Source organism: Streptomyces prunicolor NBRC 13075 (assembly GCF_000367365.1).
GTDB classification, from domain to species: Bacteria; Actinomycetota; Actinomycetes; order Streptomycetales; family Streptomycetaceae; genus Streptomyces; species Streptomyces prunicolor.
Genome location: NZ_BARF01000014.1, coordinates 25178 through 52079 on the forward strand (window position 1 = coordinate 25178; position 26902 = coordinate 52079).

Genomic DNA, 26902 nt, shown 5'->3' on the forward strand with positions numbered 1-26902 from the left:
GGAGGAGGGGCAATGCGCAGTCATACGAGCGTCTTCGTGGGCAATCTGCTGTTCACCGCGGTCTGCTGTTCGGCGGCCCCGTTCTTCCTCCTCCTCGGATACTCCGCCTGGAGTGACTACCCCGGCTGGGACTGGCCGGCGATGCTGCTCGCCTTCGGGCTGGTCGGCACGGTCATGATCCCTGTCCTGGCGTTCACCACCACACGCCAGGAGTTTCCCCGGATCACGCGCAGGAACCGCGTGAAGGGGGTGGAGGACGTGAACCACCGGTACTCGGACGACACCTTCGTGATGTGGGCGCCCCGATCCGAACACCGCTCTGCACAGGCGCAGTTGGTGCGTGCGGACGTACTGGAGGCGTCACTGGCCCGCTACCACCCCGACGGCGAGTCGACCTTCACCACCCACTACGGCAACTACACCCCCGACGAGTTCACACCGCTGGTCCGGCTGAGGCTACGGGTGCACGACGCCGAAGAGACCGACAGAACCGGGGAGTTCGAGGTGACGGGGGAGTGTCGGGTGCCGTCCCTGTGCCTCTCGGCGATCACGGCGGGACGCCTGGTCGTCCTTGTCGACGAGCCGGCCGCGCCAGGGGATCGGCGAACGTTCACTCCCGACTGGCCGCGCAGCGCCCTGCTCGCGGGCACGAGAACCTGCCGGGTGATCGACCTCGAAGGCCGAACGACCGACGTGACAAGGCGAGTTGGCCGCCAGCTCCAGCAGATGCGGATCTCACGAGAGGTCGGAGGCGTCGTCATGAACGGCGACACGATCGACCTCCGACGCCTGGACCCGCACACGGCCGCACGATACGAGGCCCTTGCCGACCAGGACCGCGCCTTCCCCGAGGAGCGGGCGCCGGTGAGCGAGCCGGGTGAGGAAGCCCGCCGGCTCGCGGACCAACTCCCGGGCGAGAGGGCCGCGTTCGGCTCGGTCGGTCGACGGTGGTCGCGGCGCGGCGGGGTTCTGGCGCGTGGCCGCTTCCTGGAGATACGCGGCAGGACCACCTTTCAGGACCACGGCCCCGTCCTCGACACGGTCCTGCGCATCCAACCGGCGGACGGCGCACCCCCGTTCGGCGCCGCCCGACGACTGACGGTGCCGATGGACTACCTGACGGTCCTCCACCGCACCAAGGAGATCGTCCTCGTGGTCAGCCCGAACGGCGTCTCGTACGACGTCGACTGGGCCCGCAGCAGCCTCCTCGCGGGCGTCACCGCGGCCACGGTCATCGCCCCGGACGGTGAGGAGATCCCGGTGACGGGACGCCCCGACCTCATCTGGGCGCTGATGAACCTGCTGGCGTCCCAGGGCATTTCGATCACGTCGCCGGTTCTGGACCTCCGTAAGCGGCGGCTGGGCGCGGTGGCCGGTATGGCGATGCGCGTGGTGGGCCGCTAGCGGAGACCGCGGGAGTCGACGACGCGGAACGTGGGATGGTCGGCGGGGTCCGGGAGTTGGCGGAAGGTCTCGGCCACGGTGGGGAAGCGGCCGAACTGTTCGAGATAGACGGCGATCAGCGGCGGACGCTCGTCGGCCGGTACCTCGATCGCCTCGAACTCCTCGACCCGGCCCTTGCGTTGCAGCCGCCCGCTCTTCGCGGCACGCAGGTTGCGGGCCCATTCGGTGTTGCCGCGGGGTGCGATGAGGTAGCGCTCCCCGCCGTGATCGAGGACGGCCACCGGCACACTCCGCCAGCGTCCGCTGGTGCGGCCGCGCACGCTCAGCGTGCTCAGCACCGAGCGCGCGAAGAGCCTGGCCATCCGGTTGCCGATCACCCGCGCTCCCCAGGGCGGGCGCAGGTAGGGGGCGCTCGACGCTGTCATGGGGACCTCCTCAGGGAAGCCGCTGGTACTGTTTCTGTGGTGACCCTAAATATAGGGTCACCCTAGATGCTTTGTCTCCCCGGGTTCCCGACAGAGGTACAAGAGGTGGCAAGAGGTGACGATGGGCCTTCGTGAGCTGAAGAAGGAGCAGACGCGGACACTGATCGCGGACACCGCCTGGCGGCTGTTCGCCGACCGGGGGTTCGACGCCGTACGGGTGGCGGAGATCGCCCGCGAGGCGCACGTCTCGGAGGCCACCGTCTTCAACTACTTCCCGCGGAAAGAGGACCTCCTCTACTCCCGGCTCGAAGCCTTCGAGGAACGGCTCGTCGCGGCCGTCGACTCCCGGTCCCCGGATGAGTCGGTCCTGGGCGCGGTACGGAACTTCCTGCTCGCACCGGCCGGGCTCCTCGCCCAGGTCGAGGCCGGGGACGACGAGGCCGTCGTACGACTGCGGACGGTCAACCGCATGGTCGCCGACAGCCCCGCGCTCCGCGCCCGCGAACAGCAGGCGATCGCCGACGCGACAGCCGCACTGGCCGCACGGCTCACCGCCGAGGAGAGCGCCGCCTCGCGAGGGGGCGCCGTCGGCGTCACCGCGTACGTGGCCGCGAACGCCCTGATGGGGGTCCACCGCGCGCTCATCGACCTCGTACGACAACGCGCCCTGGCCGACGAGTCGCCCGACCGGCTCGCCGCCGATGTCCGTGAGTACGGCGCGGAGGCCTTCGCTCTGCTCTCGCAGGGCTTCGCCAACTATGGTGTACGGCCGCCGAGTTGACCGCAGCGTCGGTCGAGGCTACGGGCAGGACTCCCCGAACTTCACCGCCGAGAACTCCACCGGCTGCCCGCTCAGCTTCGTCCCGGCCGACGGCTTCTGTGAGCACACCTGCCAGTTCGACTCCACCAGGACGTAACGCCCCTTACCGGATGCGTCCTTGACCGTGATCGACGTACCGGAGTCGAGAGCATCGCGAGCGGTGTTCACCGACTTTCCCTTGAAGTCCGGCATCGTTCTGCCGGCCTGAGCGGGTGCGGACTGGTCCTTCGCCGGGCAGGTCTCGTCGAGCTTCGCCGCGCCGAAGTCGAGTTCGGTGTCCGTGGACGTGGTCGTGCCTGCCTTCACGTTCTGGGAGCAGACCTTCCAGTCCCGGTCGAGGATCTGGTGGCGGTCCCGGCCGAGTGCGTCGTGGGACTTGAGGCTGTAGAAGCCCTGCTTCTGGGCGGCGTCCTGCGCGGACTGGAGACCCATGCCGACGAACTCGGGAACGGTCTTGGTGGAGCCCCCGGTCTTGGCGTTGCCGCTCGCGTCGGTGGCCGTGGCGGTCGAACTTCCGTTTCCGCCAGTGGTGTTGGGGTTACAGGCGGAAACGAGGCCGCCGATGACGAGAACGCCTGCGGTGACTGTGCCGATGAGCCTCCAGTCGCGCTGTTTCTTCGGCGGCGGTCCGGCGGCCCATGACGACTGACCTGGTGGCGTAAATACGGAGTTGGACACGGTACGCCCCTGATGTGTGGATGAAGGGCCACTGTGTCAGACACGGAGGCCCGGCCGCACACTGAGTGACGAACCGTGACAGGTTCCGGGGCGGTGTTCGGCAACGGCGGACTGGGCGGATGGACGCCGTACTCGACGCGCTGCGCGGATCCTCTACCGGGAAGTCGGGGCCTTCCGGCTCGCGGCTCGTGGTGTCGTCGGCAACGCCGCCTGATTTGCGGCTACTTGAGGTGCTGCCCCAGGAAGTCGACGATGTGCCCCATCGTCTCCTGGGTGGACCAGGGCAGGACGGCCGAGGTGTCGCCGGTGAAGGACAGGTCGCCGTGGCCGGCTCCGGTCAGTACATAGCGGGTGCTGTCGATTCCCTTGGCGCGCAGCGCGGTGTGCAGGGTGAGGGTCTCGCTGGGGGAGACCAGGTTGTCGGCGCTGCCGTGGAACAGGACGAAGGGCGCCGTCCTGGAGCTGATGTGCGTGCTGGGGTCGGCGGCCGCGACCTCGCTGGTGCGGTCCGCGACCGACTTCTTGGTGCCGGGGCCGTAGACCCATTGGGCGGCGCTGTTGCCCGCCGCGTAGTTGGCCTTCTGCGCCGCCGTGTCGTAGTCGGCCGCCAGCTCGGACAGGTCGGCCGGGCCGAACTCGTCGACCACGCCCTGCACTTCACTGCTCTGGGTGAGGTTGTCACCGACGTCGAAGGACTTCTCCCCGTTGGTGGCGCCGGTCATCGCGGCCAGGTAGCCGCCCGCGGACTGCCCCCACACGGCGACCTGGTCGGCGTCGATGGAGTACTTGTCGGCGTTGGCGCGGAGGTAGCGGATGGCGGTCTTCACATCGGCGACGGCGTCCTTGTACGTGGCGCCGTCCTTGGTGGTGCGGTACTGGACGCTGGCCACGACATAGCCCTGGTCCGCCACATAGGTGCGCTGACTCAGGTTGGCCGTGCGGTCCGCCATGACGAAGCCGCCGCCGGTCAGATAGATGACCAACGGCTTCTTGCCCGACGTGGACGCGGGCACCTGGATGTCCAGCTTCAGGTCGCTCTTGTGGCCGTCGGTGGTCGGCGACGAGTACGTGATGTCGTGCGTGGTGGTGATCCCGGACGTGGCGCACCGGATCTGCGCACCGGTGGGGTCGATCACGGTGCTGGTGCTGGTGTCCGACTTCTTGATGGTCTTGGCCACGGCGATGCCGCCCGCGTTGCCCGACGGCACTGCGGTGGGTGCGCCAGTGGGCGTTCCGGCGCCGGTGGCGGTCGTGCCCGTAGGGCAGGCGGCCGTCTTGGCGGTGGGGCTGGATGTCCCGCTCGCCGAGCTGGTGCCGCCCGAGGAGCAGGCGACCAGGGCCAGCCCCGCGGTGAGGGTGACCGTGACGACCGCGCCGCCCCTCCACCAGCCTGCCGGCGTCTTCGTTCGAGGCGCCGCGTTCTCTCCGTGCATGTCCATGTCTTCTTCTCCCGCTGACACGAGGTGGCAAACGGAGATGTGATCTCCGGTTCTTCCTGTCACCGTAGCATCAAACGGAGAAGCTATCTCCGTTTAGGTTTCGCGGGCAGTGCGTCGGTATCGAAGCTGATCAAGGGGCGCCCAGCTCGCGCCGGTACGATGAGCCGGACTATTCGACGGCGTCCGGAAGGTGTGACGACTGGCATGGCGGAGCCCGCTGGACCCGGTAGACCGCCGCTGCGGCGCGATGCCGAGCTGAACCGCCGTCGTTTGATGGTCGCCGCCCGCGAGGTCTTCCGCGAGCGGGGTCTGGCCGCGACCCTCGACGACGTCGCCCGGCACGCGGGGCTCGGCGTGGGGACGGCCTACCGCCACTTCGCCAACAAGGAAGAGCTGGTCGACGCGGTCTTCGTGGACATGATCGACCAGGTCGAGGCGTCCGCGCGGGAGGCCGCCGCCGATCCCGACCCGTGGCACGGGCTGGCGTCCAGCCTGGAGAAGGTGTGCGAACTCCAGGCGCACGACCGGGGGTTGCGCGAGGTCATGCTCGGCACCGGCAAGGCCGCCCAGCGGCACGCCCTCGTCGCCCGGCGGATCAAGCCCCTGGTCGATCCGCTGATCGCGCGCGCCAAGGAGCAGGGGGCGCTGCGCCCCGATGTCGAGCAGCTGGATCTCCCGATGATCCAGCTGATGGTGTCCGCGGTCACCGACCAGACCGGCGAGCCCGACCTGTGGCGGCGCTACCTGCGACTGCTGCTGGACGGCATGCGCACCCAGCCGGACGGTACGGAGCCGCTGCCTCCGGGGTTCGAGTTCCGCGGCTTCGGGCCGGGCGCGTAGCGGGACACGCGCTTTTTCCAAGACGTCAGAAACCCGCAATAAATGTGAAGCGTTTCTTACGTCCCCCCGGTAACCGGTGATCTTCCCGTTTTCCGTAGGTAGGTTGTTCTTGCTCGGCGGCCCGTTTCTGTTGCCGCCGATTCCAGTGGAATCAAGAAGAGGAAGAATGGCATGCGGAAAATCGGGTTTGCCGGCGTGGCTCTCATTGCGATTTCCTTCACGCTCACGGCGTGCGGCGGGTCCGACAGCGGTGACTCCACCTCGAAGGCGGCGGCCTCCATGTCGGCCTCACAGCCCGCGATGAAGGCGGCGGACAAGACGGGCATGTTCGCGGGGCTCAACGGCAAGAAGGTGTCCGGTACCGCGCAGGTCAGCGGATCCGGTGTCATGCTGTCGGGCTTCTCGTCCGACGAGGGGCCGGACCTGCATGTCTACCTCACGAACGGCACGGACGAAGCGGCTGTGTCGGCGGGCAAGCAGCTCGGAGCCGTCAAGTTCGACCAGAAGTCCCAGACGTTCGCGCTCAACGGCGTCGACACGTCCGCCTACAGCACCGTGGTCATCCACTGCGACAAGGCGAAGGCGGTATTCGGCGCCGCGAAACTGTCATGAGGACGCCCCTCTCGCGCCCGACTCTGATCGCGGCGGCCCTCGCCGGCGCGGTCAGAGTCACCCTCGGAGTGCTGTGGATCCATGAGGGGACGCTGAAATACCGGGCGCACTTCGGTGCGGCGGACATCCTGCTGGTGGCGAACAGCGCTAAGTCGAACAGCAGGGTTCCGGGATTCTTCAAAAGCTTCTCGGATTCCGTCCTCGCGGAATGGCCGCATTTCTTCGGCTTCGCGATGCCTCTTTTGGAGACGTCCCTGGGTGTCGTCCTGGTCCTGGGCGTTTTCTCGCTGCCCGCGTCCCTGGCGTCCGTTTTCACCCTGCTGACGTACTGGAGCGCGGACCAACTCATCACGGAGTATCCGATCATGGTGGCCCTCTCGACGGTCGTCATCGCCTGGCCGCTGCTGGCCGCGTGCTTCTCCGTGACGACCCTCGCGGAGAAGGTCGTGGGGCGAAAACGTCCGAACCTGGTGGTGTTCCAGGAGCCGTTCCGCCGCTGGCTCTGACGTTCGTCCGGCGGTCCGGGATCTCACATCCGGGATCTCAGTACGTCGACCTCGCAGCCCGGCGCGAACGGGTCGAAGCCGTGCTCGCTCAGCCAGCGGACCACCAGCAGGCTGCGCAGCGACCACCACGCGCGGATCACGTCGAGGTCGACGTCGGTGCCATAGCCGGCGACGACGTCGGCGAGGTGCGCCTCGTGTCCGAGCGTGAAGGTGGCGAGGTCGTACAGGGCATCACCCTGGCCCGCCTCGGACCAGTCGATGATGCCCGTGACCTCGTCGCCGTCGGCGAAGACGTGCGCGATCTGCAGGTCGCCGTGGGTGAACGCCGGAGTCCATGGTCGGAGCGCGGCCTCGGCGATCCGGCGGTTGCGGGTGACGAGGTCGGCGGGCAGGAGGCCGTTCGTCACGAGCAACTCGCACTCGCCGTCGAGTTCCGCCGCCAACTCCCGGAGACCCCGGCCGCTCTGGCCCGGCCAGGGCGGCAACGGCGCGTCGTGCAGCTTCCGGATGGCGGCGCCCGCCGCGGCCCACGCCGCCGGTGACCCGGTCGACGGCCCGCCGAGGCGCCCGAGCGTCGTCCCCGGGAGTGCGGTGATCGCCAGCACGTGCGGCTTGCGCCACAGGACCTCCGGGGTCGGCACCGGCGCGCGGGACATCGCCTCGACCTCGACGTCGATGCGCGCCTGATCGGCGTCCACCTTCAAGAACATGTCGCCGACGCGCAGGGTCGCGCGCTCGGAATGGGCGACGACGACTTCGACCTCTTCGACCTCATCCATGGGCGACCAGTATCCCGGCGGTGATCGCCGACGTCGCCGGGTTTTTCGCGTGCGAATGACGTGGCTGAGCGCGTCGCCGGCCGGTCAGCGCGTGGCGTTCGAAGTCGCTGTCCCAGGCGGGGCAGGGCAGGGCTCAGACCAGCCCGCCGTTGGCGTACAGCACCTGGCCGTTGATCCAGCGTGCCGGGCCCGCCAGGAACGCGACCGACTCGGCGATGTCGTCCGGGGTGCCCAGGCGCTCCAGCGGGGAGGCCATCGCGAGGTTCTGGACCGTCGCCTCGTCCTTGCCGTCGAGGAAGAGGGACGTGGCGGTGGGGCCGGGGGCGACCGTGTTGACGGTGATGTCCTTGCCGCGCAGTTCGCGGGCCAGTACCAGGGTCATCGCCTCGACCGCGGCCTTGCTCGCCACGTAGCCGCCGTACGTCGGGAACTTGGTGCGGGTGACGGTGGTGGAGAAGTTGATGATCGCGCCGCCCGCGCGTACCCGGCGGGCCGCCTGCTGGGAGACGACGAACGTGCCGCGGATGTTGGTGCGGTGCATCCGGTCGAGGTCGTCGAGGTTCATGGTCGCGATGGGTGAAAGGGCCATGATCCCGGCGGTGTTGACGACCACGTCGAGCCCGCCGAACTCCGCCTCGACCGCGTCGAAGGCGGCCGCCATCTCGTGCTCGTCGGCCACATCCCCGCCGACCGGGATCGCCCGACCGCCGACCGCGGTGATCGCGGCGACCGTCTCGTCGGCCCGCGCCTTGTTGCCGGCGTAGTGCACGCCGACCGCTATGCCGTCCTGGGCGAGGCGTTCCGCGACCGCGCGGCCGATGCCGCCGGAGCCGCCGGTGATCAGGGCGACGCGGGTGGATGTACCGGTGTCGGTGTCAGCCATGGTGAGGGTCCTTCCGTGTGGTGGGGCTCTGCGTGGAGCCGGGGAGCTGGGCGGAGTGGGGAATCTGGGTGAGCCACTGCCCGAGCAGGGCCGACTCCGCGGGGGTGAACGGTTCGGGGGTGAGATCGCCGAGGGACGAGAGCAGCGTGGTCGCGGCTGCGGCGCGGGTGTCCGCGGCCGTGGTGTCCGCCACGGGATCGAGCAGGATCGCCTGATGGATCGCGTCCCGGACCAGCCTCGACAGGCCGGAGTCCGGATACAGCGTGGGACGGGTGATCAGCGACAGGGACACCCCGGTGTTGGCCGACATGACCATGCGTGCCGCGATCTCCGGTGCGACACGGAGACGGCCCTGCTCGGCGAGCCGCTCAAGGTCCCCGCGGAGGATGCGCATCGCCTCCTCCGCCGCCGCGGGCACGGAACGCAGCGCCGGGGCGAACATCAGCTTGTAGGCGTTGGGGTGCGCCAGTGCGAACGCGGTGTGGCTGTCCCAGCCGGCCCGGAGGTCCCGCAGCGGGTCATCGGACTTCTCCGCGGCCCGCTTCGTCTCCAGGTACTGGTCCCACACATGGTCGACCGTCGCCGCCAGGAGTCCGTCCTTGTCGCCGAACAGCCGGTACAGCACGGGCTGTTGGACCCCCGCCGCCTCGCACACCGCGCGCGTCGAGACGTCGCCGCTCGGCGACTGGGCGATCAGTTCCGCCGCCGCCTCGATTATCAGCGATCTCGTGTTCATGTAATCGACGATAACAGGGATCTGAATCACTGACAACAGTCTTCTGTTATCGGCGAAACAAAGGGGCGCCCCCGCCGCATCGACCCGCGATACGACGGAGGCGCCCCTGGTCGCCGGACAGGCTCAGGACTGCACGGCGAGTTGGAAGGCCTGCGCGGTCGAGCCGTCGCAGGTCCGTTGGGTGAGTTGGACACTGTTCGTCGCCGCCGTGGCGGCGGTCAGGCACTTGCCGCTGTGCCGGGCGATGAAGTGGTAGCGCCCGCTCGTCTCCTTCACGGGCTGCCACTGCTGGTTCGTGCCGCCGGAGTAGGCCCACAGCTGCAACGGCGCGTTGTCCGCCGTCGAGCGGTCGACCACGTCGATGGCCTGCGCCGGGTTGCCGCGCGCGGTGATCTGCATGTACCCGCTGTCGGTGGAGCGGAACTGGTACTGCTGGGCCGTCGTGCCGTTGCAGGCGTACTGCTGGATCGCCGTCCCGTTGGCCGTCGCCGCCGAACGGGCGTCGACGCACGTGCCGTTGCCGCCGTTCTGCACCGAGTACCAGGAGGTCTCCGAGATCGGGGTGTCCGTCGGCGGCGTCGAAGTGTCGCCCCCGCCGAGCCACTTGAGCCCGTTCAGCAGGAACTGGTTCTGGGTGGCACTGGCGAACGTCGACGACAGGCGCGTGTTGGTCGTGTAGTTCATCGCGTTGTGGCCGAAGTTCGCGTACAGCATCTTGTACTTCGTGTTGGTCCACAGGATCGGGTAATACCCGCTGTACCAGGACTGGTTGGGATCCGTGCCGACCGGGAAACTGCTCGGGTCGATCGACGCCAGGATCTTGATGTCCGGGTTCTGCCGCAGATCGTTGGACCAGCTGTACCACTCGCTGACCGACGAGGTGAACGTGGCCGGCAGGGCGGCGGTGGGCGGGATCGAGTGGTCCTCCACCTTCAGGGTCACCGCGGTCGGACCCCAGGTGTTGGACACGAAGTTCCCCGAGCCGAGAAACGTGTTGTGGTACCAGGACCAGCTCGCCGCGTCCGTCGTGAAGGCGGAGACATGGAAGCCCATGAAGCCGCCGCCACCCCTCATGTACGCCTCGAAACCGGTGCGTTGGGCGGACGTCTGCGGCAAGTCGTCGAGGAACAGGACGACTTGGTACGCGTTGACGCCGCCGTTGGCGAGCAGGTCCCAGTTGGTGCTGGCCGTGTACGTGTAGCCGTTCGCCGCCGCCTGCTGCGGGAACCAGACGTTGGCCTCCTTGTCGAAGTCGATGTGGGCCGCGTCGTACGTGCCGCTGTAGAGCGCGAGAATCTTGAACGGGGTCGCCGCCGTGCTCGCCTGGGCGGCGGGCGGTACGGCCGCGAGGCCCAGCAGAGTCGCCAGCAGGAGCAGGACCCGCAGAAGCGCGCGGGTGGAACCGGATCTGACAGTGTTCATCTTCTGATCGATCCTTTCCGTGCGGTCTACGGGTAGTTGGTCAAGTACGCGACGTTGGTACTGGAGTTGGACGGTCCGCCGGTGCTGTTGATGATGTGGCTGATCGTGCCGACCCCGCCCAGCGAGACGGTCACCATGTCGTGGAACTTGACCCCGGACACGCTCGGCACCTCGAAGGCGCGATCGGCGACCACGCTGGAATTGGAGCTGAAGTAGCAGTAGCTGCCAAGTCCCCACGCCTCATGGCTGGTTACGTTGGCGGCGACCTTGTAGGCGGGATAGCCCTTCCCGGTGCCGTTCATCCAGGAAGCCTGGTTCGGCGGGTCGTAGGGCATCTCGTTCTGGAAGAAGTACGTTCTGCCGCCGTTGCCGTTCCAGACGACCTGGGTCTTCTGGAAGTGCTCGACGAACAGGCCGTACGCCGTCACGTTGGCGGCGTTGACGATCAGTCCGGTGTCCGCCGTGTTGGTCGTCCAGCCGACCGTGCCGCTGTTGCCGTGGTCCGCGCGCCAGATCCAGGTGTGGTCGATGATCGTGTTGGCGCTGTTGATGACGACGGAGTTGGTGGCCTTGCCGACCGTGGCGCCGCCGATGCGGACGAAGACATCGGACAACTGGGTCGGGTCGGACGCGTGCGAGGCGGTCGAACCGGACGGGCCGATCTGCACCAGCGTCGCGGAGTTGGTGGTGCCCGCGTCGATCAGCAGGCCCGCCAGTTCGATGCCGTCCACGTCGGCCGTGGAGATCGCGGTGATCCCGCCGTCCGGCACGAAGGTGGCCAGGCCCATGCCCAGCACGACCGTGTCGGGGCGCGTGATGTTGAGCGTCTGGTTGAGGTGGTAGACGCCCGGGGTGACCAGGAGGTTCTTGCCGGCCGCGAGGGCGGTGTTCATGTCGGCCGCGGTGGCGCCGGGCTTGACGATGTAGAACTGGTCGATCGGCAGGGACTTGCCCGCCGGGGTCTTCCCGCTCCACGTCGTGCCGACGGCGTTGGACTGCAGCCCGGGCACGAACACCTGGTAGGCGCCCGCGCTGTCGACGTACAGGAAGGGCTTCTCGCGGATCGTCGGAGAGCTGGCGACGGTGGTGTACGTCGGGAAGGACTGGGCGGGTGCGCCCTGGTCGCCGACGAAGACCATGTTCCAGTTGGAGCCGGACCAACTGCCCATCTGTGAGTTGCGGGTGAGGAACTGCTGCTGCGAGCCGGACTGGATCTGGCCGTCGACCTTGGTGTCGGAGATGAAGCCGCCGCTGGACCAACCGCCGTCGTCCAGCGCCAAGTTGCCGCGCACGTGCATGCGCCGGTACGGCGCGGCCTGCGAGACGGCCCAACGGTCGGTGCCGCCAGTGGGGTTGACCGACAGGTTCTCGGCGTCGCGCCAGAAGTTCTGCGTCGCGTTGCCCTGGAACCAGTCGGCCTCCGCGTGCACCGCGCCGTTGATCGTCACGTCGTCAGGCGAGAGGCCGAGACCGGCGACCTGCGTGTAGAAGCCGACGTTGGCGTTGGCGCTGTACGTGCCCGGCTTGAACAGCAGGGCCTGGCGGGCCGAGCCGAACTGGTTGGTCTGCTGCTGGGTGAAGACCGAGTCCAGCTTGGACTGGATGCTGGATGCCGACATCGACGGGTCGAACACCGTCACGTTGGGGCCGAAGTCCGGGGTGCCCGGCGGGTTCGTGGAGCCACCGCCGAGCGTGAAGGACTGCGCGGCCGTGCCGTTGCAGGTGTACTGCGCCAATTGCACACTGTCCGCGGTGGAAGCGCTCGGCACGTCCAGGCACTTGCCGCTGTTGCGGTTGACGAAGTGGTAGGCGCCGTCGGCCTCCGCGACCGGCAGCCACTGCTGGTTGTTGCCGCCGGAGTACGTCCACGTCTGGATGAGCGCGGAGTCGGCGGTCGAGACGCCGGTGACGTCCCAGGCCTCGGCCGCGTTCAGGTTGCTGTTCACGCGGTAGTAGCCGCCGTCGGTGGCGACCAACTGCCAGTTCTGCGCGGTGCTTCCGTTGCACGTGTACTGCTGGACGGCGGTGCCGTCGGCACTCGCGGCCGAGCGGGCGTCGACGCACTTGCCGCTGCCCTTGTTGACCACGGCGGTGTACCCGGTCGGGATCGCGGCGGCGGCCGTGCTCGCCGCGCTCGCCGACGCCTGCGTGGCGAACTCGATTCCGGTCACGGTGGTCGCCACGAGCGCGACCGCCGTGAGCGCTCTCGGTAGGGGGCGGCGGCCGGTCAGTCTCTTCCGTCTGAGCACGGATTCTCCTGTGGTGATGGGGGGGTTGGGGAGAAAAGGTCGGAGGGGCGGCGGTCAGCCGGTGTACTGGGCGAAAATGCTGGTGAACTGCCAGTTGCTCTGGCTCACGCCCGAGCAGGTGTCGTCGTTCGGGTAGGCGCCCGGGCAGGGACGGTCACGGTTGGCCGACCAGAACGTCAGCCGCGCGAGGTGGTGCGTCTGCGCGTAGCCGAGGATGGTCTGGAAGTCGGCGGTGGTGACGGTCTCGCTGTTGTCGGTGATGCCGTTCATCGACGAGATGCCCATGTCCCGGTAGGCCGCGTCGTCGCTGTAGCCGTACGCGTTCTTCAGCGCGGTCTTGAGACCCTCGGCCGCCCGCTGGGTGAGTGTGCCCATGTTCTGGCCCGCGCCGCCGAAGTCGAACGGCATGATCGTCCAGGCGTCCACGGTCAGCCCGGAGGACGCGGCCCGGTTGATGAGGCTCGTGTCGGGACCGCTCTGGCCGGTGCCGATGGTGACGTACACCTTGATGCCCGGGTTGTTGGCCTTGACGGTCTTCAGCGCGTCCACGGTCCGCTGCTGCACGGTCCCGTTGCTGTACGCGTCGGCCTCGATGTCGATGTCGATGGCCTTGAGCGAGTAGGCGCTGATGACCTTCTGATACGCCGCCGCCAGCTCACTCGCGCTGGAGCAGGAGCTCTCCAGTTTGTTGCCGCTGTACCCGCCGAAGGACGGAACGACGTCGCCGCCGTTGGCCCGCACCGTGTTGATGGTCGACTGGTCGACCCCGCCGGTCAGCGCCCGGCCGCCGTCCCACTGCGGGTTGCAGTAGCCGTTGCTCAGGACGAACGCCAGCGTGAACCACTTCACGCCGGTCGCGTTCATGACAGTAGTAGGGCTGGGCGGGTTCCCCCAGCCGTTGTACAGGTACGGGGCCACGGCCATCGGGGCGGTCGTGGGCGGGGTCGTGCCGCCGGCCGCGGGCGCGGTCCACTTCTGGTTGGCGGCGCCGGAGCAGGTCCAGATCTGGGTGCGGGTGCCGTTGGCCGTGGAACTGCCGGTGACGTCAAGGCACTTGTTGGCGGCCGGGTTCACGATGTCGCGCGCGGCGCTGACCGTCCACTGCTGGTTGGCGCTGCCGCCGCACGTCCACAGCTGGAGCTGGGCGCCGTTGGCCGTCGAATTGCCGGTGATGTCAAGGCACTTGCCGAGGGCTCTGATGGTTCCGTCGGTGCCGACCGTCCACTGCTGGGCGGCGGTGCCGTTGCAGTCGTAGATCTGTACGGCCGTGCCGTCGGCGGAGCTCGCGCCGGCGACGTCGAGACACTTGCCGCCGAGGCCGGTGATGGTGCCGGTCGCGGCGGAGGCTGAGGGGGCTGCGAGGGTGCCGACGGCGGTGAGGCCGAGGGAGAGGGCGAGGGCGCAGCGCAGGGCGAGGCGTTGCATGACGAGGGGCCTTTCGTCCTGGGGTGGGGGGTGGACGCCGCCGGCGTGAGGGCGGTGAGAGGTGAACACGAGTGTTCACATATGTGAGCGTGGAATGCATTCATGGGAGGTCTGTTGGCTGGTGAACCTAAAGGTCTGCACCAAAGGCGTCAAGAGGTGCGACCGGAGAAGTCCTGCGGGGCGGAGGTGAGTTGAGAAGTTGTAGGCGCAGGAAAAGAAATCATCAGGACCATTGAGTGGCCGGTTCTCACAGGTCACACTTTGCAGACTTCGTGATGATCGACGGGCGCGTGTCGGAGGAACCATGAACACAGCGGGGACCGTGCAGGTCGCAGTCCGGCACATACTCAGTGACAAGCTCTCCGGGGGATTCCTCAGACCGAGAACGCGCACGGTCACCTGGAAGGACTCCCACTTCGTCGTCAAGCGGCCCGCATCGGGCAAGCACACGGTGGAGTTGACCTGCCCCGTGTGCTCGGCGTCTCTGCTGGCCGAGGTGCGCGACCACTCCTCCACCCGGACGATCGCGAGCGTCCTCCTCGTCCTCGCGGTGCTGTGCCTGGTCGCCTTCTTCGCGGCCTTCGCCTACGCCGTTCACGAAGGCGGGAAGACCCTCCCCGAGGGGCAGTCGCTCCCGGTCCTGTTCTCCGTCAGCGTGATCACCATCTTCGTCACCTTCGTGGCCGGCCCCACGGTCTTCCTCCGCAGCCGCGGCTACATCGGCGTCAGCATGCTCGATGCCCCCAAGCCGCGCCGTCGGCACCACATCATGTCGGTGCGGAAGGCGCCGCAGGGCGTGCGAACTCCCTGATGAGCCGCGCGAGTTCGGCCGGTCGGTCGAAGGGGAGCAGCGTGTGGCCGTCGTCCAGCTCGACCAGCCGTCCCCGCGGCAGGAGTTGGGCCGGCCGGCGTTGCGTTACTCGCGGATCTGAGCGTTCACCGCGGGACGCGCGCCACCGCTGTCCGCGCCCAGACCCGCGAGCAGGCGCAGCCCGTCCTCGGCGGGGCTGCCGGGGGCCGCGGAGAGCACCAGCAGCTCCATGCTCGATTCGTCCGGCAACGCGAAGTTCTCCTGGTGCAGTTCCAGCAGTCCGACCAGCGGGTGCAGGTACGCCTTGCGTCCGTGGGTGCGGGCGCGGACGTCCGCGCGGGCCCAGAGGCGACGGAAGCGTTCGCTGCCCATCGCCAACTCGCCGATGAGCGAGGCCAGTCGGGGGTCCTCGGGGTACTTGCCGGCGGCCAGGCGCAGATGTCCGACCACGTCGAGAGTGCATTTCTCCCAGTCCGCGTAAAGCCCGCGCTCGGCCTCCTCGAGGAAGATGTGCCGGGCGGTGTTCAGGCCCGCCATCGGCCGGCTGTGGAGCAGCCCGGCGAGGCGGTTCCCGGCGAGCACGTCCAGGCGATGATCCATGATCAGCGCGGGTGCGTCGGCGACCAGGTCGAGGACGCGCAGCAGCTCCGGCCGGACCCTCCCGCCCGGCGCCTTCGCACGGCGGCGGCGCTGCCGGGCGAGCCGGTAGAGGTGCCCGCGTTCGGTCTCGTCGAGCCCGAGGACACGGGCGAGCGCGTCGAGGATCTGCTCGGAGGGCTGGGTAGCGCGGCCCTGCTCCAGGCGTACGTAGTAGTCGACACTGACTCCGGACAGGTGCGCGACCTCTTCGCGGCGCAGCCCTTCGACCCGGCGGCGGCTGTCGGTGGAGATGCCGACGGACGCCGGGTCGACCCGGGAACGCCGGGTCCGCAGGAAGCCCGCAAGATCGTCCATGTCCCCAGTATCGCCTCGGCGGTTGCCCGTGAAGGTGGTCCTGCCGATACCAGGAAGTCCCGTCCGATGGACGAGGCGCCCCTGAATGCCGCGCGCCACGGCGCCCAGTATCGGAGGCAACCGATCCGAAGGAGCCGGAGTTCCCATGAAGACGCTGATCGTCTACGCCCACCCGGAACCGAAGTCGCTCAACAACTCGCTGAAGGACCTCGCGGTGTCCACCTTGGAAACCGCGGGGCACGAGGTCCGGGTGAGCGATCTGTACGCGATGAACTGGAAGGCGGTCGTGGACGCGGCGGACTACGGCCCCGAGGCCTCACGTCCGCTGAAGGTCGCCCTGGACTCGGGCCGGGCATTCGACGCCGGCACGCTCACCCCGGACGTCCGCGCCGAGCAGGAGAAGCTGCTGTGGGCCGACACGATCATCTTCCAGTTCCCGCTGTGGTGGTACACGATGCCCGCGATCCTCAAAGGCTGGGTCGACCGGGTGTTCACCTTCCACTTCGCCTACGGCGTCGGCGAGTACAGCGACACCAAGTACGGCGAGCGCTTCGGCGAAGGCACCCTCGCGGGCAGGAAGGCTCTGCTGTCGGTGACCGCCGGCGGTCCGGAGTCGCACTACGCCGCTCGCGGGATCAACGGCCCCATCGACGATCTGCTGTTCCCGATCCACCACGGCGTCCTCTACTACCCGGGCATCGCGGTGCTGCCACCGTTCGTGCTGTACGGCACCGACCGGATGACCGCCGAGGACTACCCGGACGTCGCCAAGGCCTGGGAGCAGCGCCTGCTCACCCTGGAGTCGACCGAGCCGATCGCGTTCCGCCGACAGAACTTCGGTGAGTACGAGATCCCCTCGCTGCACCTGAAGGAGGGACTGGAGCCCACGGGCCGCACGGGTTTCGGGTTGCACGTGCGCGGCTGACCGCGGTCCCGGCCGGTTCGGTTCCGGTCATGAACGCTTCCCGTGGGTGTCCGCACTCAAGTGGGCGGCAAAGGACCGAAGTGCGACGCCCGTACGGAAGTCGGCGGTGAGTGGGACAATCGGCGGCGTGGATCCGGGGATCCTGGAGCGTGAGCCCGAACTGGCGCGACTGGCTTCGGCCGTACGTGAGGCGGCGGACGGGGCCGGCTCCGTGGCGCTCGTCTTCGGTGAGGCGGGCATCGGCAAGTCGAGCCTGGTGAAGGCCATGCCGGACCGGCTGCCGCACGGCACGCGCATCCTCCTGGGCCAGTGCGACGACCTCGCCACCCGTCGCCCGCTCGGCCCGTTCCGCGACCTCGTCGGCAGCGTCGGCGCCGAACTCGCCCGGGCCGTCACGGAGGGCGGCGATCGCCACCGCGTGTACGAGGCCCTGCAAGGTGAGTTGGCCGGTGTACCGCATCCGGCGGTGCTCGTCGTGGAGGACGTCCACTGGGCCGACGAGGCCTCGCTGGACGCCCTGCGCTTCCTGGTCCGGCGGATGGATCGGCTGCCCGCCGTACTCGTCCTGACCTACCGCGACGACGAGTTGAGCCGCGAGCATCCGCTGCGCGACCTCCTCGGGCAGGTGTCCCGCACGGACCGCGTGCACCGGCTGCCGCTGGCCCGCCTCTCCAAGTCGGCGGTACACGCCCTCAGTTCGGCCAGTCGGCTCGACCCGGCGCAGGTCTACGAGGTGACATCGGGCAACCCCTTCTTCGTCACCGAGGTTCTCGCGGCCGGCGGCACCGGGGGAGTGCCCCCGACGGTCGTCGACGCGGTGCTCGCCCGGCTGCGCGGACTCGACGGCCGGACCGTCGACGCGCTGGAGCAACTCGCCGTCGTGCCCTCGGCCGTCGAACGGCCCCTCGTCGACGCGCTGTTGACGGGCGGCGTCGCCGTACTGGCCGCTGCCGAACAGCGCGGGCTCCTCGTGGTGACCCCCGAACGGGTCGCGTTCCGCCACGAGTTGATCCGCCGCGCCGTCGCCGACTCCCTGCCCGCGGCCCGGCGGATCGACCTCAACCGCGAGGTGCTCACCGCGCTCATGCTCCGGCCGGGCTCCGACCCGGCCCGCGTCGTCCACCACGCCGCACAGGCCGGTGACCAGGACGCCATCGCCCGCTACGGCCCCCGCGCGGCCCGGGACGCCACCGAGGCGGGCGCCCACCGCGAGGCCGCCGCCCAGCTACGGCTCGTGCTGCGGCAACGGCACCGCTACACTCCCGCCGAACTCGCCGACCTGCTCGAACGCTACGCGGTGGAGTGCTACACCGTCGCCGACTCCGTCGAGGCCGTCGCCGCCCAGCGCGACGCCGTGGCCCTGCGCCGCTCCCTCGGCGACACCCTCACGCTCGGCGCCGATCTGCGCTGGCTGTCCCGCATCCACTGGTGGGCGGGCCACGCGGAGGAGGCCCAGGATGCGGCACGGGAGGCCATCGCCGTCCTCGAACACGCCGGAGACGACCGGCTGTTGGCCCTCGCGCTCAGCAACACCGCCCAACTGCGCATGCTCTCCGACCGGTACGCCGAGGCCATCGCGCACGGCGAGCGCGCCATCGCCCTGGCCCGCCGCGCGGACGACCCCGCGATCCTCGCCCACGCCCTCAACAACGTGGGCACCGCCCGCTGGCGCAGCGGGGATCCGGACGGGCGACGGCAGGTCGAGGAGAGCCTCGCGGTGGCGCTGGCCGCGGGCGAGGTCGAACACGCCTGCCGGTCCTACGCCAACATCATCTGGTCCCTCCTCGACGACCTCCGCTACGCCGAGGCCGACCGCTTCCTGCCCCCGGCCCTGGAACTCGCCGACCGCGCCGAGCACTTGGGGTTCCTCAACTACCTCCACGTCGAGCAGGCCATGCGCAGGCTCGCGGCGGCGGACTGGGACGACGCCGAGCGAGAGGCCGAGTACGGGATGCGCGACTTCGTACCGGCCCGCTGCCCGGCGCTGACCGTCCTGGCCCGGGTGCGCGTCCGGTGCGGCAGGCCGGGCGCCGACGAACTCCTCACCCAGGCCCAGGAGATCGCCGTACGGGCCGGGGAGTTGCAGCGCATGGGCCCGGTGGCGGCGGCACGGGCGGAGGCGGCCTGGCTGCGGGGCGACCATGCGGCAGTGATCGAGGCGGCGGAGCCGGTCCACGCGCAGGCGGCGCACCTCGACCACGGGCCGTACCGGGCCGAACTCGGCTACTGGCTCAGCAAAGTTGGGCACCCGGTGGCCGTCGACGACAGCGACCACCCGTACGCGTTGCAGGCCGCCGGGGAGTGGAAGCGGGCCGCGGATCTGTGGCAACAGGCAGGCTGCCCCTACGAACACGCCGCCGCGCTCGCCGAGAGCCCCGACCCGGCCGACAGACTCACCGCGCTCACCGAACTCGACGCGCTCGGCGCCGAACCCCTCGCCCGCCTCGTCCGCACCGAACTGCGCACCCTCGGCGTTCGCCACATCCCGCGCGGCCCGCACGCGGCGACCCGGGGCAACCCGGGCGGACTCACGGAACGCCAACTCCAGGTCGTACGACTGCTGGTGGACGGCCTGACGAACCCGGAGATCGCCGACCGGCTTGTCGTGTCCGTCCGTACCGTCGACAACCATGTGCGGGCCGTACTGGAGAAGCTCGACGCACCCACCAGGGGGCAGGCCGCCGTCCGTGCGACGGAACTCGGGCTGCTGCCGTACGGCGAAACGTAGGTACCCGACGGCGCCGAGCTGGGTGACGCGCACGGATGACCGCACAGTTCCGGGCGGCATAGAACGAGCGGGTCATGCAGAGCACCACGAAACGGGGGACCGCATGTCCAGCACGCCCGCACAGACCGCTCGCCGTGAACTGACCGACTTCACGGGGGAGTTGATCGGCCCGGACGACGCCGCCTACCCGGAGGCCCGCGCCGTCTACAACGCGATGATCGACAAAAGGCCTGCCCTCATTGCCCGTTGCGCCGACGCGGACGCCGTGGCCCGTGTGATCGGCTTCGCCCGCGCCCACGAACTGCCCCTCGCGGTACGAGGCGGCGGCCACCATGGAGCCGGACTCGGCACCGCCGACGGGGGAGTGGTCGCCGACCTGTCACCGCTGAAGGACATCCACGTGGACCCCGAGGCCCGCACGGTCCGGGTCGGTGGCGGCTGTGTGTGGGGCGAGGTGGACCGCGCCACCAACGCACACGGACTAGCCACCCCCAGCGGCATCATCTCCACCACCGGCGTCGGCGGCATCGCCACCGGCGGCGGGCTCGGCCACCTCACCCGCAAATGCGGGCTGACCATCGACAACCTGCTGGAGGCCGACCTCGTCCTCGCCGACGGGAGCCGGGTGCGGGCGAGTTCGGACGAGAACAGCGACCTGTTCTGGGCGGTGCGAGGCGGCGGCGGCAACTTCGGCGTCGTCACCTCGTTCCTGTTCCGGCTGCACGAGGTGAGCACGGTCGTCGCCGGACCCACCTTCTGGCCGGTGGAGATCAGCGCCGAAGTCCTCACCGCCTACCGGGACTTCCTCCCGAACGCGCCCCGCGAGCTGAACGCCTTCTTCCTCTACGGCAGCGTCCCGCCCGCTCCGCCGTTCCCCGAGGAGCTCCAGCTGCGCAAGACGGCCGGCGTCGTGTGGTGCTACACCGGCGGCGACACCGAGGCCGCCGCACGCGAGATGGCCCCGCTGCTCGACGCCCTGCCCGCACCGCTCCTGCACGCGGCCGGACCGATGCAACACCCGGACATGCAGGGCATGTTCGACGGTCTCTACCCGCCCGGCGACCAGTGGTACTGGCGCGCCGACTTCGTCAACGACATCCCCGATGACGCGGTGGAACTCCACGCCAAGTTCGGGGCGGAGGTGCCCACCCCGCAGTCGACGATGCACCTCTACCCGATCGACGGCGCCGCGCACGACGTCGGCAACGACGAGACCCCGTGGGCATATCGCGACGCGCGCTGGGCGTCCGTCTTCGCCGGTGTCGACCGGGACCCCGCCAACGCCGGCCTCATCAAGAGGTGGGCCACCGACTACCAGGAGGCCCTGCACCCGTACTCGGCGGGCGGCGCCTACGTGAACATGATGATGGACGAGGGGCAGGAACGTGTCCGGGCCAGCTACCGGGGCAACTACCAGCGCCTGGCCCGTATCAAGGCCGACCGTGACCCGGACAACGTCTTCCGCCTCAACCAGAACATCCACCCGGCCCCGAAACCGCGCTACGAGACTCGCCCGTAGGACCAGTTCCGGGGCCGGGCCGGCATCACGCGTTCGGGTCGAACGAGATGCCGGACGGCTCCGCGATGGACAGCGCGTAGTTGAAGTCGCTGTCCCTGATCTTCAGCGTGGCCGAGCCGAAGTCGGCGCCCAGGAGCTTGTCCTTGAGGCCGGCCGGGTAGCCGTTCCAGCCCACCAGACGCGGGTAGAACCAGTTGCCGGTGGCGTTCTCCGCGGGCTCGTCGTTCGTGTTGGCGAAGCGGAAGTCGTGCGAGCCGATGCCGTCCTTGTGGTAGACGATCTTGGGGTGTGTGCCGTCGAAGCGCACCCCCGAGGCCGCCGACACCTGGTACGCGGAGTGCTGCGACACCGACACGTACTGGGCCGTGTTGTCCTTGATCCACACCACGACGTGCTCCCAGTCGTGGGTGTGACCGATGGCCGCCGGACCTAGCGTGACCTGGTCCTTCTCGAAGTAACTGGCGTACATCACCGCGCACCAGTCGTTGTTGCACTTGGTCCGGGAGTACGTGTTGGAGTTGTTCAGCTGGGCGAGGTCGTGGCAGTGCCCGTTGACGTCGCCGCCGAGCTTCAGCCCGGGGTTGAGGGTGCCGTCGGTGCCGATGGCGGCGGTGGCGTAGCAGCCATCGCCGTCGTAGTCGTAGGCCGGGGAGAAGGTCTGCTCCAGGCCGTCCGCGTTCTGCGGGAGCGCCGTCAGTACGGAGGCCTGGGCGGCCGTCGCCTGACCGACCACGAGGGCCAGCGCACCGAGGACGGTGACGACGGCGGAGCGGCGAAGGCGCCGGCTGCGGGGCTTCGCGGCTCTTGCGGGGTTTGTGGTGGGGGGTGTCGAATGAGGCACGCCAACTCCAGGTTCTTGGCTGTGGGGGCGCTACTGGCTGCGCCAGGTCCAGACCTTCGCAGGCCGGTGTGTGCACGTCAACACCCTTGCGGTGTACGGGCTTTGGCAGACCGCTGAACTTTCCCACCTGTGCTTTTCCTGTGTTCCCGCGGCTCTCGGCGCGAGCATGGCTCTTGGCGAACAAGTGCGCTAATTTGAGGTCCAGGGCACAGGTGAATGGGCACCCGTGGCGAGTGCGGGAGGTTCTGGTTGACCCCGGCGCAACTACGGGCCTTCGCGGCGACCGTACGCCTTGGTTCCGTGAAGGCCGCCGCGGCCGATCTCGCCGTCACCGAGTCCGCCGTCTCCATCCACATCGCGCATCTGCGCAGGGAACTCGGAGACAAGCTCTTCGCCCGTACGGCCAACGGGCTCGCGTTCACCCCCGGCGGGCTGCGGCTGGCCAGTCGCGCCGCGGAGATGCTGGGGCTGCAGGACCGGACGATCCTCGAAGTGAAACAGGCCGGCTCCGGCCGACGACTGCTGCGCGTCGCCGCGTCGAGCCTGTTCGCCGAGCATGCCGCCCCAGGCCTGATCGAACTGTTCGCGGGGCGTGCCGACGACCTCGACGTCGAACTGAGTGTGCACGGCCCCCAGAAGTTCGCCTCCCTGCTGCTGACCCGCGCCGTGGACGTGGCCATCGGGCCCCGCCCCGCCACCCTCGACGACACCACGACCTGCACGCACTTCCTCAACTACCAGGTGATCGCCGTCGTGGGACCGGACCATCCGCTCGCGGCCACGGCGACTGCCGGGGCGGCCGAACTGCGCGGTCAGACCTGGCTGTTGGGTCCCTCGGCGGTCGGGCGGACGGGGATGGTGCCGGCGGTGCTGCGGCGGCTGGGCATTCCCGAACACAATCAGCGGATCTTCCAGAGCCATGCCGCGTCCGTCGACGAGGCCAAGCGGGGCAAGGGAGTTGCGCTCGCTGTCGCCTTCGCCGTGACGAAGGATCTTGCCGAGGGTGATCTCCGTCAGCTCGCCGGTCCTCAACTCCCTGCGCGCGGCTCCTGGAACCTGCTTGCCCTGCCTGACCGTGAAGCGCCGGCCGCTGCCGCGGAGTTGCGGCGGTTTGTCACTACGCCGCGGGCTACGCAGGCGATGTTGCGTGGTGCGGGGGTTACGGCGGGGCGGTTTCGGCCGGCTATTCATGTGACCTTGTGGAGTTGAGGGTTCCGCTGGGTCTGTAGTCGTCTTTCTGCGGGTCGGTGGGGGCTGGTCGCGCAGTTCCCCGCGCCCCTGGGAGGCGCGCTTCGCGCGTCCTCCCGAGGCCTGCTATCTCGCTCGGCACCCGCAGCAGCGCTCCGAAGCTGTCCGCCGGCAGGAGTAGGTCGACGTACGGCAGGGCCGCCGCCATCGTCGTCGTGCGCGGTGCGAAGCCGGGGGCGGCGGCACGGGGGTTGAGCCAGATCACGGTGTGGGCGCGGCGTCGCAGCCTGGCCATGGCTGTGGCGAGCCGGTCGGGTGGATCGCCGTCCCAGCCGTCCGAGGCGATCAGCACGACCGCGCCACGCAGGGTGCCGCCGTGGTGCGAGGCCAGGAGCGTGCTCAGGCAATGGGCGATGCGGGTGCCGCCGAACCGGTCGGCGACCCGTTCCGTCGCCTCGTCGAAGGCATCCTGGGCCGAGTGGTGCGCCAGGACTGTGGTGAGCCGGGTCAAGGACGTGGCGAACGCGAAGACCTCGGCGTGCGTCGTCAACGTGAGGGCCCGCATCAGATGCAGACAGGCCACCGCCTGCGCCTGCATCGACCGGCTCACGTCGCACAGCACGACGACCCGGCGCGGCCGGTCCACCGGACCGGCCTTGACCAGCCGTACCGGTTCCCAACCGGTCCGCCGGGCCCGGGCCATGGTTTCCCGGACCGCCACCCGGTGGCCGCTCGTCCGTACGGCGTAGCGCCGGGTGCGGCGTACGGGCCATTCCCGCAGCCATGCCTCCAGCAGGCGGCCGAGCAACTCGGCCTGCCCCGCGTCCAGTTCACCGAACGGCGTGTCCACCGCGGCCGCCAGCTCACTGGGCAGGCGCTCCGGCATCGTCAGGGCGTGGTCCGCACGGTGTTCGGCACCGTCGACGGCGGGCGGCAGGGTGACCCACGGCAGCCCGGAACCGCCGACGGGGTCACCGGCGCGAGAATCGGCGCCCGCAGAGTCCTGGCCGTCGGCCCCCGCACTGTGCCCGCTGCGGCGGGCGTTCGGGTCGATCGCAAGCACGGACTGGCCGAAGACCGCGTCGAAGACCCGGTCGAAGAGGGCGAGTTCGGGGTGGTCGCGTACGAGGGTGACGCGGGCCGTCCAGTACAGGGAGGTCCGAGTCCTGGGCGAGGCCGCGGCGAGCGCGTCCACGAAGTCCCGGGTGGCGGTCAGACCCACCGGTACGCCGTGCTCTCTGAGCCGCGCGGCCAGCGCGGTCGCGAACGCGGCCCGGTCGACCGCGGGCAGCAGCGGACCGCTCGGCGTCATCGGACCAGGAGATAGATCACCACGGCGATGACGACGGCCGCGCCGACGGCGGGGAGCAGCCGCTTGAACACCGACGCGCCGGCCACCTGCATCAGGTCCAGCGGCACGCTCGGCGCCGGCTGCGACACGGGTGTCACCGGCACTGCCTCCGGTTCCGTCGGGACTGTCTCCGGTTCGGCCTCGGCTTCCTGCGTCGCCAGCAACTGCGTCTCCACGTTCGCCACGAACTGCGCGAACAGCTTCTCCGAGATCTCCTTGATCATGCCGCTGCCGAACTGGGCCAGCCTGCCGCTGATGTTGAGGTCCGTGCTGACCGTCACGACCGTGCCCGCGCCCTCGCCGCGCAGCCGGGCGTCGACCGTCGCGGACGCGTTGCCGCCACCGCGCATGTCCTTGCCGGCCGCGCTGATCACGGCGTGGTGGGAGCTCTCGTCCCGTTCCACGAAGCGTGCCGTACCCGCGAACTGGCTGACCATCGGCCCGACTTTGACCCTGACCTTGCCCCGGTGGATGTCGCCGTCGACACCGGTGAGTTCGGCACCGGGCATGCACGGGGCGAGGGCCTCCAGATCGGTGAGCGCCTGCCACGCCCGCTCGACCGGCACACCGACGCTGAACTCGTTGTCGATCTTCATGGTGTCCTCGCTTCTTCGTGGTAGCCGAGTGCGTCGAGGGCGCCGACGACGGCGGTGCGGTCGTCGGGGCTCTTGGCGACCGTGCTGAGCGTGCGGACGATGTCGTCGCGGGCCAGTCGCGCGACCCGCAGCGCCGCCAGGGCGGTGACCCAGTCGATGGCCTCCGCCATGCCGGGCGCCTTGTCGAGGTCCAACTCGCGTACCCGGCCGATGAATTCGGTCGTGGAGGCGATCAGCGGCTCGTTCGCGGCCGGTACCGTACGGCGCAGGATCTCCGCCGTGCGATCAGGCGTCGGGAAGTCGATCCAGTGGTAGAGGCAGCGTCTGCGCAGCGCGTCGTGGAGTTCCCGGCTGCGGTTGGAGGTCAGCACCACGACGGGCGGCCGTACGGCGGTGAAGGTACCCAACTCCGGGATGCTGATGGCGGATTCGCCCAGGAACTCGAAGAGCAGCGCCTCGAACTCGTCGTCGGCCCGGTCGATCTCGTCGATCAACAGCACCGGCGGCAGCGGGCCTTGATGGCGCACCGCCCGCAACAGGGGCCGGTCGAGCAGGAAGTCCTCGGTGAACAGGTCGGCGTCGGACAGCTCCCGTCCGTGCGTCTCGGTGAGCCGGACGGCGAGCAGTTGGCGCTGGTAGTTCCACTCGTACAGCGCCTCGCCCGCCGTCAGCCCCTCGTAGCACTGGAGCCGGATCAGCGGGGTGTCCAGCGCCTTGGCGAGCGCCTTCGCGGCACTGGTCTTGCCCACGCCGGGCTCGCCCTCCAGCAGCAGCGGCCGGTCGAGCAGCGTGGCCAGGAGAAGGGCGGTCGCCGTGCCGTCGTCGACGAGGTGGCCGACCTCGTCGAGCCGCCGCCGTACGTCGTCGGCGTCCGCGAACAGTCGGCTCACCCGGTGGCCCGCCCACCCGCGGACAAGCGGTCCCGGCAGCCCGGACCGCAGAACCAGAACTCGCCCTCCCCGGTGGTGAGATGGGGTGTGTCTGGGCCCATGGTCACGGTCATGCCGCACACCGGGTCCACGGCCTGGGAAGGGCGCTCGGGTACGGGTGCCTTTGCCGCGTGGACGACTCGCACCACGTCCGCGAGGATCGACAGCGCGATCTCCGGTGGCGTACGGGCGCCGATGTCCAGCCCGGCCGGAGCCTGCACGCGGGCCCGTTCCGACTCGGTCAGGCCCAGTTCGTCGAGGAGGGCGGCGGCACGGCGGTGGCTGGCGACCAGCGCGATGTGACCGACGCCCGCGTCGAGGGCGGCGCGCAGGGACTCCGCGTCGCCGCGGCCCTGCCCGGCCACGATCACCGCCGATGTGTGGGCGGTGGGCGGGAGTTCGGGCAGGGAGCGGGCCGTGGCGTAGCCGAGCAGGGCGGCGAACGCGACGCAGGCCTCCGCGACCGGCGTGGTCCCGACGACCTCGATCAGCGGCGGTGGCAGCACCGGCTCCAGGAAGATCTCCAACGCGCCTCCGGACAGGCAGGGGTTGACCACGACCCGAGCCCCCGGCGTCTCGGGGAACTCGGCGTCCCCCTGCGGCAGGACGCGCAGCAGCAGCGGTCCGCCGTCGTGCAGGGCGCCGAGCGCGGCCGTGCGCACGGAACCTTCGGCGCACTGGCCGCCGACGAAGCCGTCGATGGTGCCGTCGCCGTGCACGATGGCCTCGTCGCCGGGGTGTGCCGAGGCGGGTGCCTGGGCGCGCACCACGCGCGCGTGGACGAACGGCACACGCCGCTCGGTGAGTTCGAGCGCGCGGGCACTCAACTTGCCGGTCATCAC

Annotated in this window: 25 protein-coding genes; 10 read left to right on the forward strand and 15 right to left on the reverse strand. The window is 69.6% G+C overall.

The features are described from left to right. Positions 1–12: 12 nt before the first annotated feature. Positions 13–1404 (forward strand): hypothetical protein, encoded by a 1392-nt coding sequence (locus tag SPR02S_RS05895; RefSeq protein ID WP_019056006.1) that lies wholly within the window; start codon positions 13–15, stop codon positions 1402–1404. Here the strand turns inward: SPR02S_RS05895 and SPR02S_RS05900 are convergent. Beyond that, a complete protein-coding gene (locus tag SPR02S_RS05900) occupies positions 1401–1829 on the reverse strand; it encodes a nitroreductase/quinone reductase family protein (protein WP_019056007.1) in 429 nt (142 codons plus the stop codon). The two genes, SPR02S_RS05895 and SPR02S_RS05900, sit on opposite strands and share 4 nt — an antisense overlap. 121 nt (positions 1830–1950) lie before the next feature. Here SPR02S_RS05900 and SPR02S_RS05905 point away from each other — a divergent pair, with 121 nt between their 5' ends. Beyond that, complete coding sequence (locus tag SPR02S_RS05905; protein WP_043258115.1) at positions 1951–2610, forward strand: TetR/AcrR family transcriptional regulator; 660 nt, start codon at positions 1951–1953, stop codon at positions 2608–2610. A gap of 18 nt (positions 2611–2628) precedes the next feature. Here SPR02S_RS05905 and SPR02S_RS64715 read toward each other — a convergent pair whose 3' ends face one another. After that, the gene (locus SPR02S_RS64715) at positions 2629–3327 is read right to left on the reverse strand and encodes a PASTA domain-containing protein (RefSeq protein WP_245607502.1); all 699 of its coding nucleotides are present in this window, start codon (positions 3325–3327) and stop codon (positions 2629–2631) included. Positions 3328–3548: 221 nt separating this feature from the next. Then, a complete protein-coding gene (locus SPR02S_RS05920) occupies positions 3549–4766 on the reverse strand; it encodes an alpha/beta hydrolase (protein WP_245607503.1) in 1218 nt (405 codons plus the stop codon). Between the two features lie 204 nt (positions 4767–4970). Here SPR02S_RS05920 and SPR02S_RS55225 point away from each other — a divergent pair, with 204 nt between their 5' ends. The 3 genes from SPR02S_RS55225 (at position 4971) to SPR02S_RS05935 (ending at position 6724) form a co-directional block, all read left to right on the forward strand. Beyond that, positions 4971–5606 (forward strand): TetR/AcrR family transcriptional regulator, encoded by a 636-nt coding sequence (locus SPR02S_RS55225; protein WP_043258104.1) that lies wholly within the window; start codon positions 4971–4973, stop codon positions 5604–5606. Between the two features lie 195 nt (positions 5607–5801). Then, on the forward strand, positions 5802–6218 hold the full coding sequence (locus SPR02S_RS05930; RefSeq protein WP_218006569.1) for a DM13 domain-containing protein: 417 nt from the start codon (positions 5802–5804) through the stop codon (positions 6216–6218). Next, positions 6215–6724 carry a DoxX family membrane protein gene (locus SPR02S_RS05935; protein WP_019056015.1) on the forward strand — a complete coding sequence of 170 codons (510 nt, stop codon included), beginning with the start codon at positions 6215–6217 and terminating at the stop codon, positions 6722–6724. The genes SPR02S_RS05930 and SPR02S_RS05935 overlap by 4 nt, the downstream gene beginning before the upstream one ends. A gap of 23 nt (positions 6725–6747) precedes the next feature. Here the strand turns inward: SPR02S_RS05935 and SPR02S_RS05940 are convergent, their stop codons facing one another. From SPR02S_RS05940 to SPR02S_RS05965, 6 genes are all read right to left on the reverse strand, one after another. Further along, a complete protein-coding gene (locus SPR02S_RS05940) occupies positions 6748–7503 on the reverse strand; it encodes a phosphotransferase family protein (protein WP_019056016.1) in 756 nt (251 codons plus the stop codon). A 133-nt stretch (positions 7504–7636) separates the two neighbouring features. Next, on the reverse strand, positions 7637–8386 hold the full coding sequence (locus tag SPR02S_RS05945) for an SDR family oxidoreductase (RefSeq protein ID WP_019056017.1): 750 nt from the start codon (positions 8384–8386) through the stop codon (positions 7637–7639). Then, a complete protein-coding gene (locus tag SPR02S_RS05950) occupies positions 8379–9122 on the reverse strand; it encodes a TetR/AcrR family transcriptional regulator (protein ID WP_019056018.1) in 744 nt (247 codons plus the stop codon). Before SPR02S_RS05950 ends, SPR02S_RS05945 begins: the two co-directional genes overlap by 8 nt. A gap of 123 nt (positions 9123–9245) precedes the next feature. After that, the gene (locus tag SPR02S_RS05955; protein ID WP_019056019.1) at positions 9246–10544 is read right to left on the reverse strand and encodes a ThuA domain-containing protein; all 1299 of its coding nucleotides are present in this window, start codon (positions 10542–10544) and stop codon (positions 9246–9248) included. Between the two features lie 26 nt (positions 10545–10570). Next, a complete protein-coding gene (locus tag SPR02S_RS05960; protein WP_019056020.1) occupies positions 10571–12793 on the reverse strand; it encodes a pectate lyase-like domain-containing protein in 2223 nt (740 codons plus the stop codon). 54 nt (positions 12794–12847) lie between these two features. After that, positions 12848–14218: a chitinase gene (locus tag SPR02S_RS05965; RefSeq protein WP_019056021.1), complete on the reverse strand. Its 1371-nt coding sequence runs from the start codon at positions 14216–14218 to the stop codon at positions 12848–12850. 304 nt (positions 14219–14522) lie between these two features. Between SPR02S_RS05965 and SPR02S_RS05970 the strand changes: the two genes are divergently transcribed. After that, complete coding sequence (locus tag SPR02S_RS05970) at positions 14523–15029, forward strand: hypothetical protein (RefSeq protein ID WP_019056022.1); 507 nt, start codon at positions 14523–14525, stop codon at positions 15027–15029. A 105-nt stretch (positions 15030–15134) separates the two neighbouring features. Here the strand turns inward: SPR02S_RS05970 and SPR02S_RS05975 are convergent, their stop codons facing one another. Then, the gene (locus tag SPR02S_RS05975) at positions 15135–15983 is read right to left on the reverse strand and encodes a helix-turn-helix transcriptional regulator (protein ID WP_019056023.1); all 849 of its coding nucleotides are present in this window, start codon (positions 15981–15983) and stop codon (positions 15135–15137) included. A 145-nt stretch (positions 15984–16128) separates the two neighbouring features. Between SPR02S_RS05975 and SPR02S_RS05980 the strand changes: the two genes are divergently transcribed. The 3 genes from SPR02S_RS05980 (at position 16129) to SPR02S_RS05990 (ending at position 21155) form a co-directional block, all read left to right on the forward strand. Then, positions 16129–16908 (forward strand): NAD(P)H-dependent oxidoreductase, encoded by a 780-nt coding sequence (locus tag SPR02S_RS05980; RefSeq protein WP_019056024.1) that lies wholly within the window; start codon positions 16129–16131, stop codon positions 16906–16908. A 106-nt stretch (positions 16909–17014) separates the two neighbouring features. Then, positions 17015–19636, forward strand: coding sequence for a helix-turn-helix transcriptional regulator (locus SPR02S_RS05985; RefSeq protein ID WP_245607504.1), 2622 nt, complete (start codon positions 17015–17017; stop codon positions 19634–19636). A 103-nt stretch (positions 19637–19739) separates the two neighbouring features. Then, entirely contained in the window at positions 19740–21155 is a 1416-nt protein-coding gene (locus SPR02S_RS05990) for an FAD-binding oxidoreductase (protein ID WP_019056026.1), read from the forward strand. A 25-nt stretch (positions 21156–21180) separates the two neighbouring features. Here the strand turns inward: SPR02S_RS05990 and SPR02S_RS05995 are convergent, their stop codons facing one another. Continuing rightward, complete coding sequence (locus SPR02S_RS05995; protein ID WP_019056027.1) at positions 21181–21888, reverse strand: NPP1 family protein; 708 nt, start codon at positions 21886–21888, stop codon at positions 21181–21183. Positions 21889–22245: 357 nt separating this feature from the next. Between SPR02S_RS05995 and SPR02S_RS06000 the strand changes: the two genes are divergently transcribed. Then, positions 22246–23205 (forward strand): LysR family transcriptional regulator, encoded by a 960-nt coding sequence (locus tag SPR02S_RS06000; protein WP_019056028.1) that lies wholly within the window; start codon positions 22246–22248, stop codon positions 23203–23205. Here SPR02S_RS06000 and SPR02S_RS06005 read toward each other — a convergent pair. From SPR02S_RS06005 to SPR02S_RS06020, 4 genes are read right to left on the reverse strand one after another with little or no spacing between them, the layout of a single operon-like run. Then, the gene (locus SPR02S_RS06005) at positions 23180–24496 is read right to left on the reverse strand and encodes a vWA domain-containing protein (protein WP_019056029.1); all 1317 of its coding nucleotides are present in this window, start codon (positions 24494–24496) and stop codon (positions 23180–23182) included. The genes SPR02S_RS06000 and SPR02S_RS06005 overlap by 26 nt on opposite strands. Next, a complete protein-coding gene (locus SPR02S_RS06010; RefSeq protein ID WP_019056030.1) occupies positions 24493–25131 on the reverse strand; it encodes an SRPBCC family protein in 639 nt (212 codons plus the stop codon). The genes SPR02S_RS06005 and SPR02S_RS06010 overlap by 4 nt, the downstream gene beginning before the upstream one ends. Beyond that, complete coding sequence (locus SPR02S_RS06015) at positions 25128–26021, reverse strand: AAA family ATPase (protein WP_019056031.1); 894 nt, start codon at positions 26019–26021, stop codon at positions 25128–25130. The genes SPR02S_RS06010 and SPR02S_RS06015 overlap by 4 nt, the downstream gene beginning before the upstream one ends. Beyond that, complete coding sequence (locus SPR02S_RS06020; protein WP_019056032.1) at positions 26018–26899, reverse strand: XdhC family protein; 882 nt, start codon at positions 26897–26899, stop codon at positions 26018–26020. The genes SPR02S_RS06015 and SPR02S_RS06020 overlap by 4 nt, the downstream gene beginning before the upstream one ends. Positions 26900–26902 lie beyond the last annotated feature (3 nt).

Bases quoted from the DNA above. Each gene is read 5' to 3' on its own strand.
- SPR02S_RS05895 (WP_019056006.1), top strand. From the start codon at position 13: ATGCGCAGTCATACGAGCGTCTTCGTGGGCAATCTGCTGTTCACCGCG.
- SPR02S_RS05900 (WP_019056007.1), bottom strand. From the start codon at position 1,829: ATGACAGCGTCGAGCGCCCCCTACCTGCGCCCGCCCTGGGGAGCGCGG.
- SPR02S_RS05905 (WP_043258115.1), top strand. From the start codon at position 1,951: ATGGGCCTTCGTGAGCTGAAGAAGGAGCAGACGCGGACACTGATCGCG.
- SPR02S_RS05920 (WP_245607503.1), bottom strand. From the start codon at position 4,766: ATGGACATGCACGGAGAGAACGCGGCGCCTCGAACGAAGACGCCGGCA.
- SPR02S_RS55225 (WP_043258104.1), top strand. From the start codon at position 4,971: ATGGCGGAGCCCGCTGGACCCGGTAGACCGCCGCTGCGGCGCGATGCC.
- SPR02S_RS05935 (WP_019056015.1), top strand. From the start codon at position 6,215: ATGAGGACGCCCCTCTCGCGCCCGACTCTGATCGCGGCGGCCCTCGCC.
- SPR02S_RS05940 (WP_019056016.1), bottom strand. From the start codon at position 7,503: ATGGATGAGGTCGAAGAGGTCGAAGTCGTCGTCGCCCATTCCGAGCGC.
- SPR02S_RS05945 (WP_019056017.1), bottom strand. From the start codon at position 8,386: ATGGCTGACACCGACACCGGTACATCCACCCGCGTCGCCCTGATCACC.
- SPR02S_RS05950 (WP_019056018.1), bottom strand. From the start codon at position 9,122: ATGAACACGAGATCGCTGATAATCGAGGCGGCGGCGGAACTGATCGCC.
- SPR02S_RS05955 (WP_019056019.1), bottom strand. From the start codon at position 10,544: ATGAACACTGTCAGATCCGGTTCCACCCGCGCGCTTCTGCGGGTCCTG.
- SPR02S_RS05965 (WP_019056021.1), bottom strand. From the start codon at position 14,218: ATGCAACGCCTCGCCCTGCGCTGCGCCCTCGCCCTCTCCCTCGGCCTC.
- SPR02S_RS05970 (WP_019056022.1), top strand. From the start codon at position 14,523: ATGAACACAGCGGGGACCGTGCAGGTCGCAGTCCGGCACATACTCAGT.
- SPR02S_RS05975 (WP_019056023.1), bottom strand. From the start codon at position 15,983: ATGGACGATCTTGCGGGCTTCCTGCGGACCCGGCGTTCCCGGGTCGAC.
- SPR02S_RS05980 (WP_019056024.1), top strand. From the start codon at position 16,129: ATGAAGACGCTGATCGTCTACGCCCACCCGGAACCGAAGTCGCTCAAC.
- SPR02S_RS05990 (WP_019056026.1), top strand. From the start codon at position 19,740: ATGTCCAGCACGCCCGCACAGACCGCTCGCCGTGAACTGACCGACTTC.
- SPR02S_RS06005 (WP_019056029.1), bottom strand. From the start codon at position 24,496: ATGACGCCGAGCGGTCCGCTGCTGCCCGCGGTCGACCGGGCCGCGTTC.
- SPR02S_RS06010 (WP_019056030.1), bottom strand. From the start codon at position 25,131: ATGAAGATCGACAACGAGTTCAGCGTCGGTGTGCCGGTCGAGCGGGCG.
- SPR02S_RS06020 (WP_019056032.1), bottom strand. From the start codon at position 26,899: ATGACCGGCAAGTTGAGTGCCCGCGCGCTCGAACTCACCGAGCGGCGT.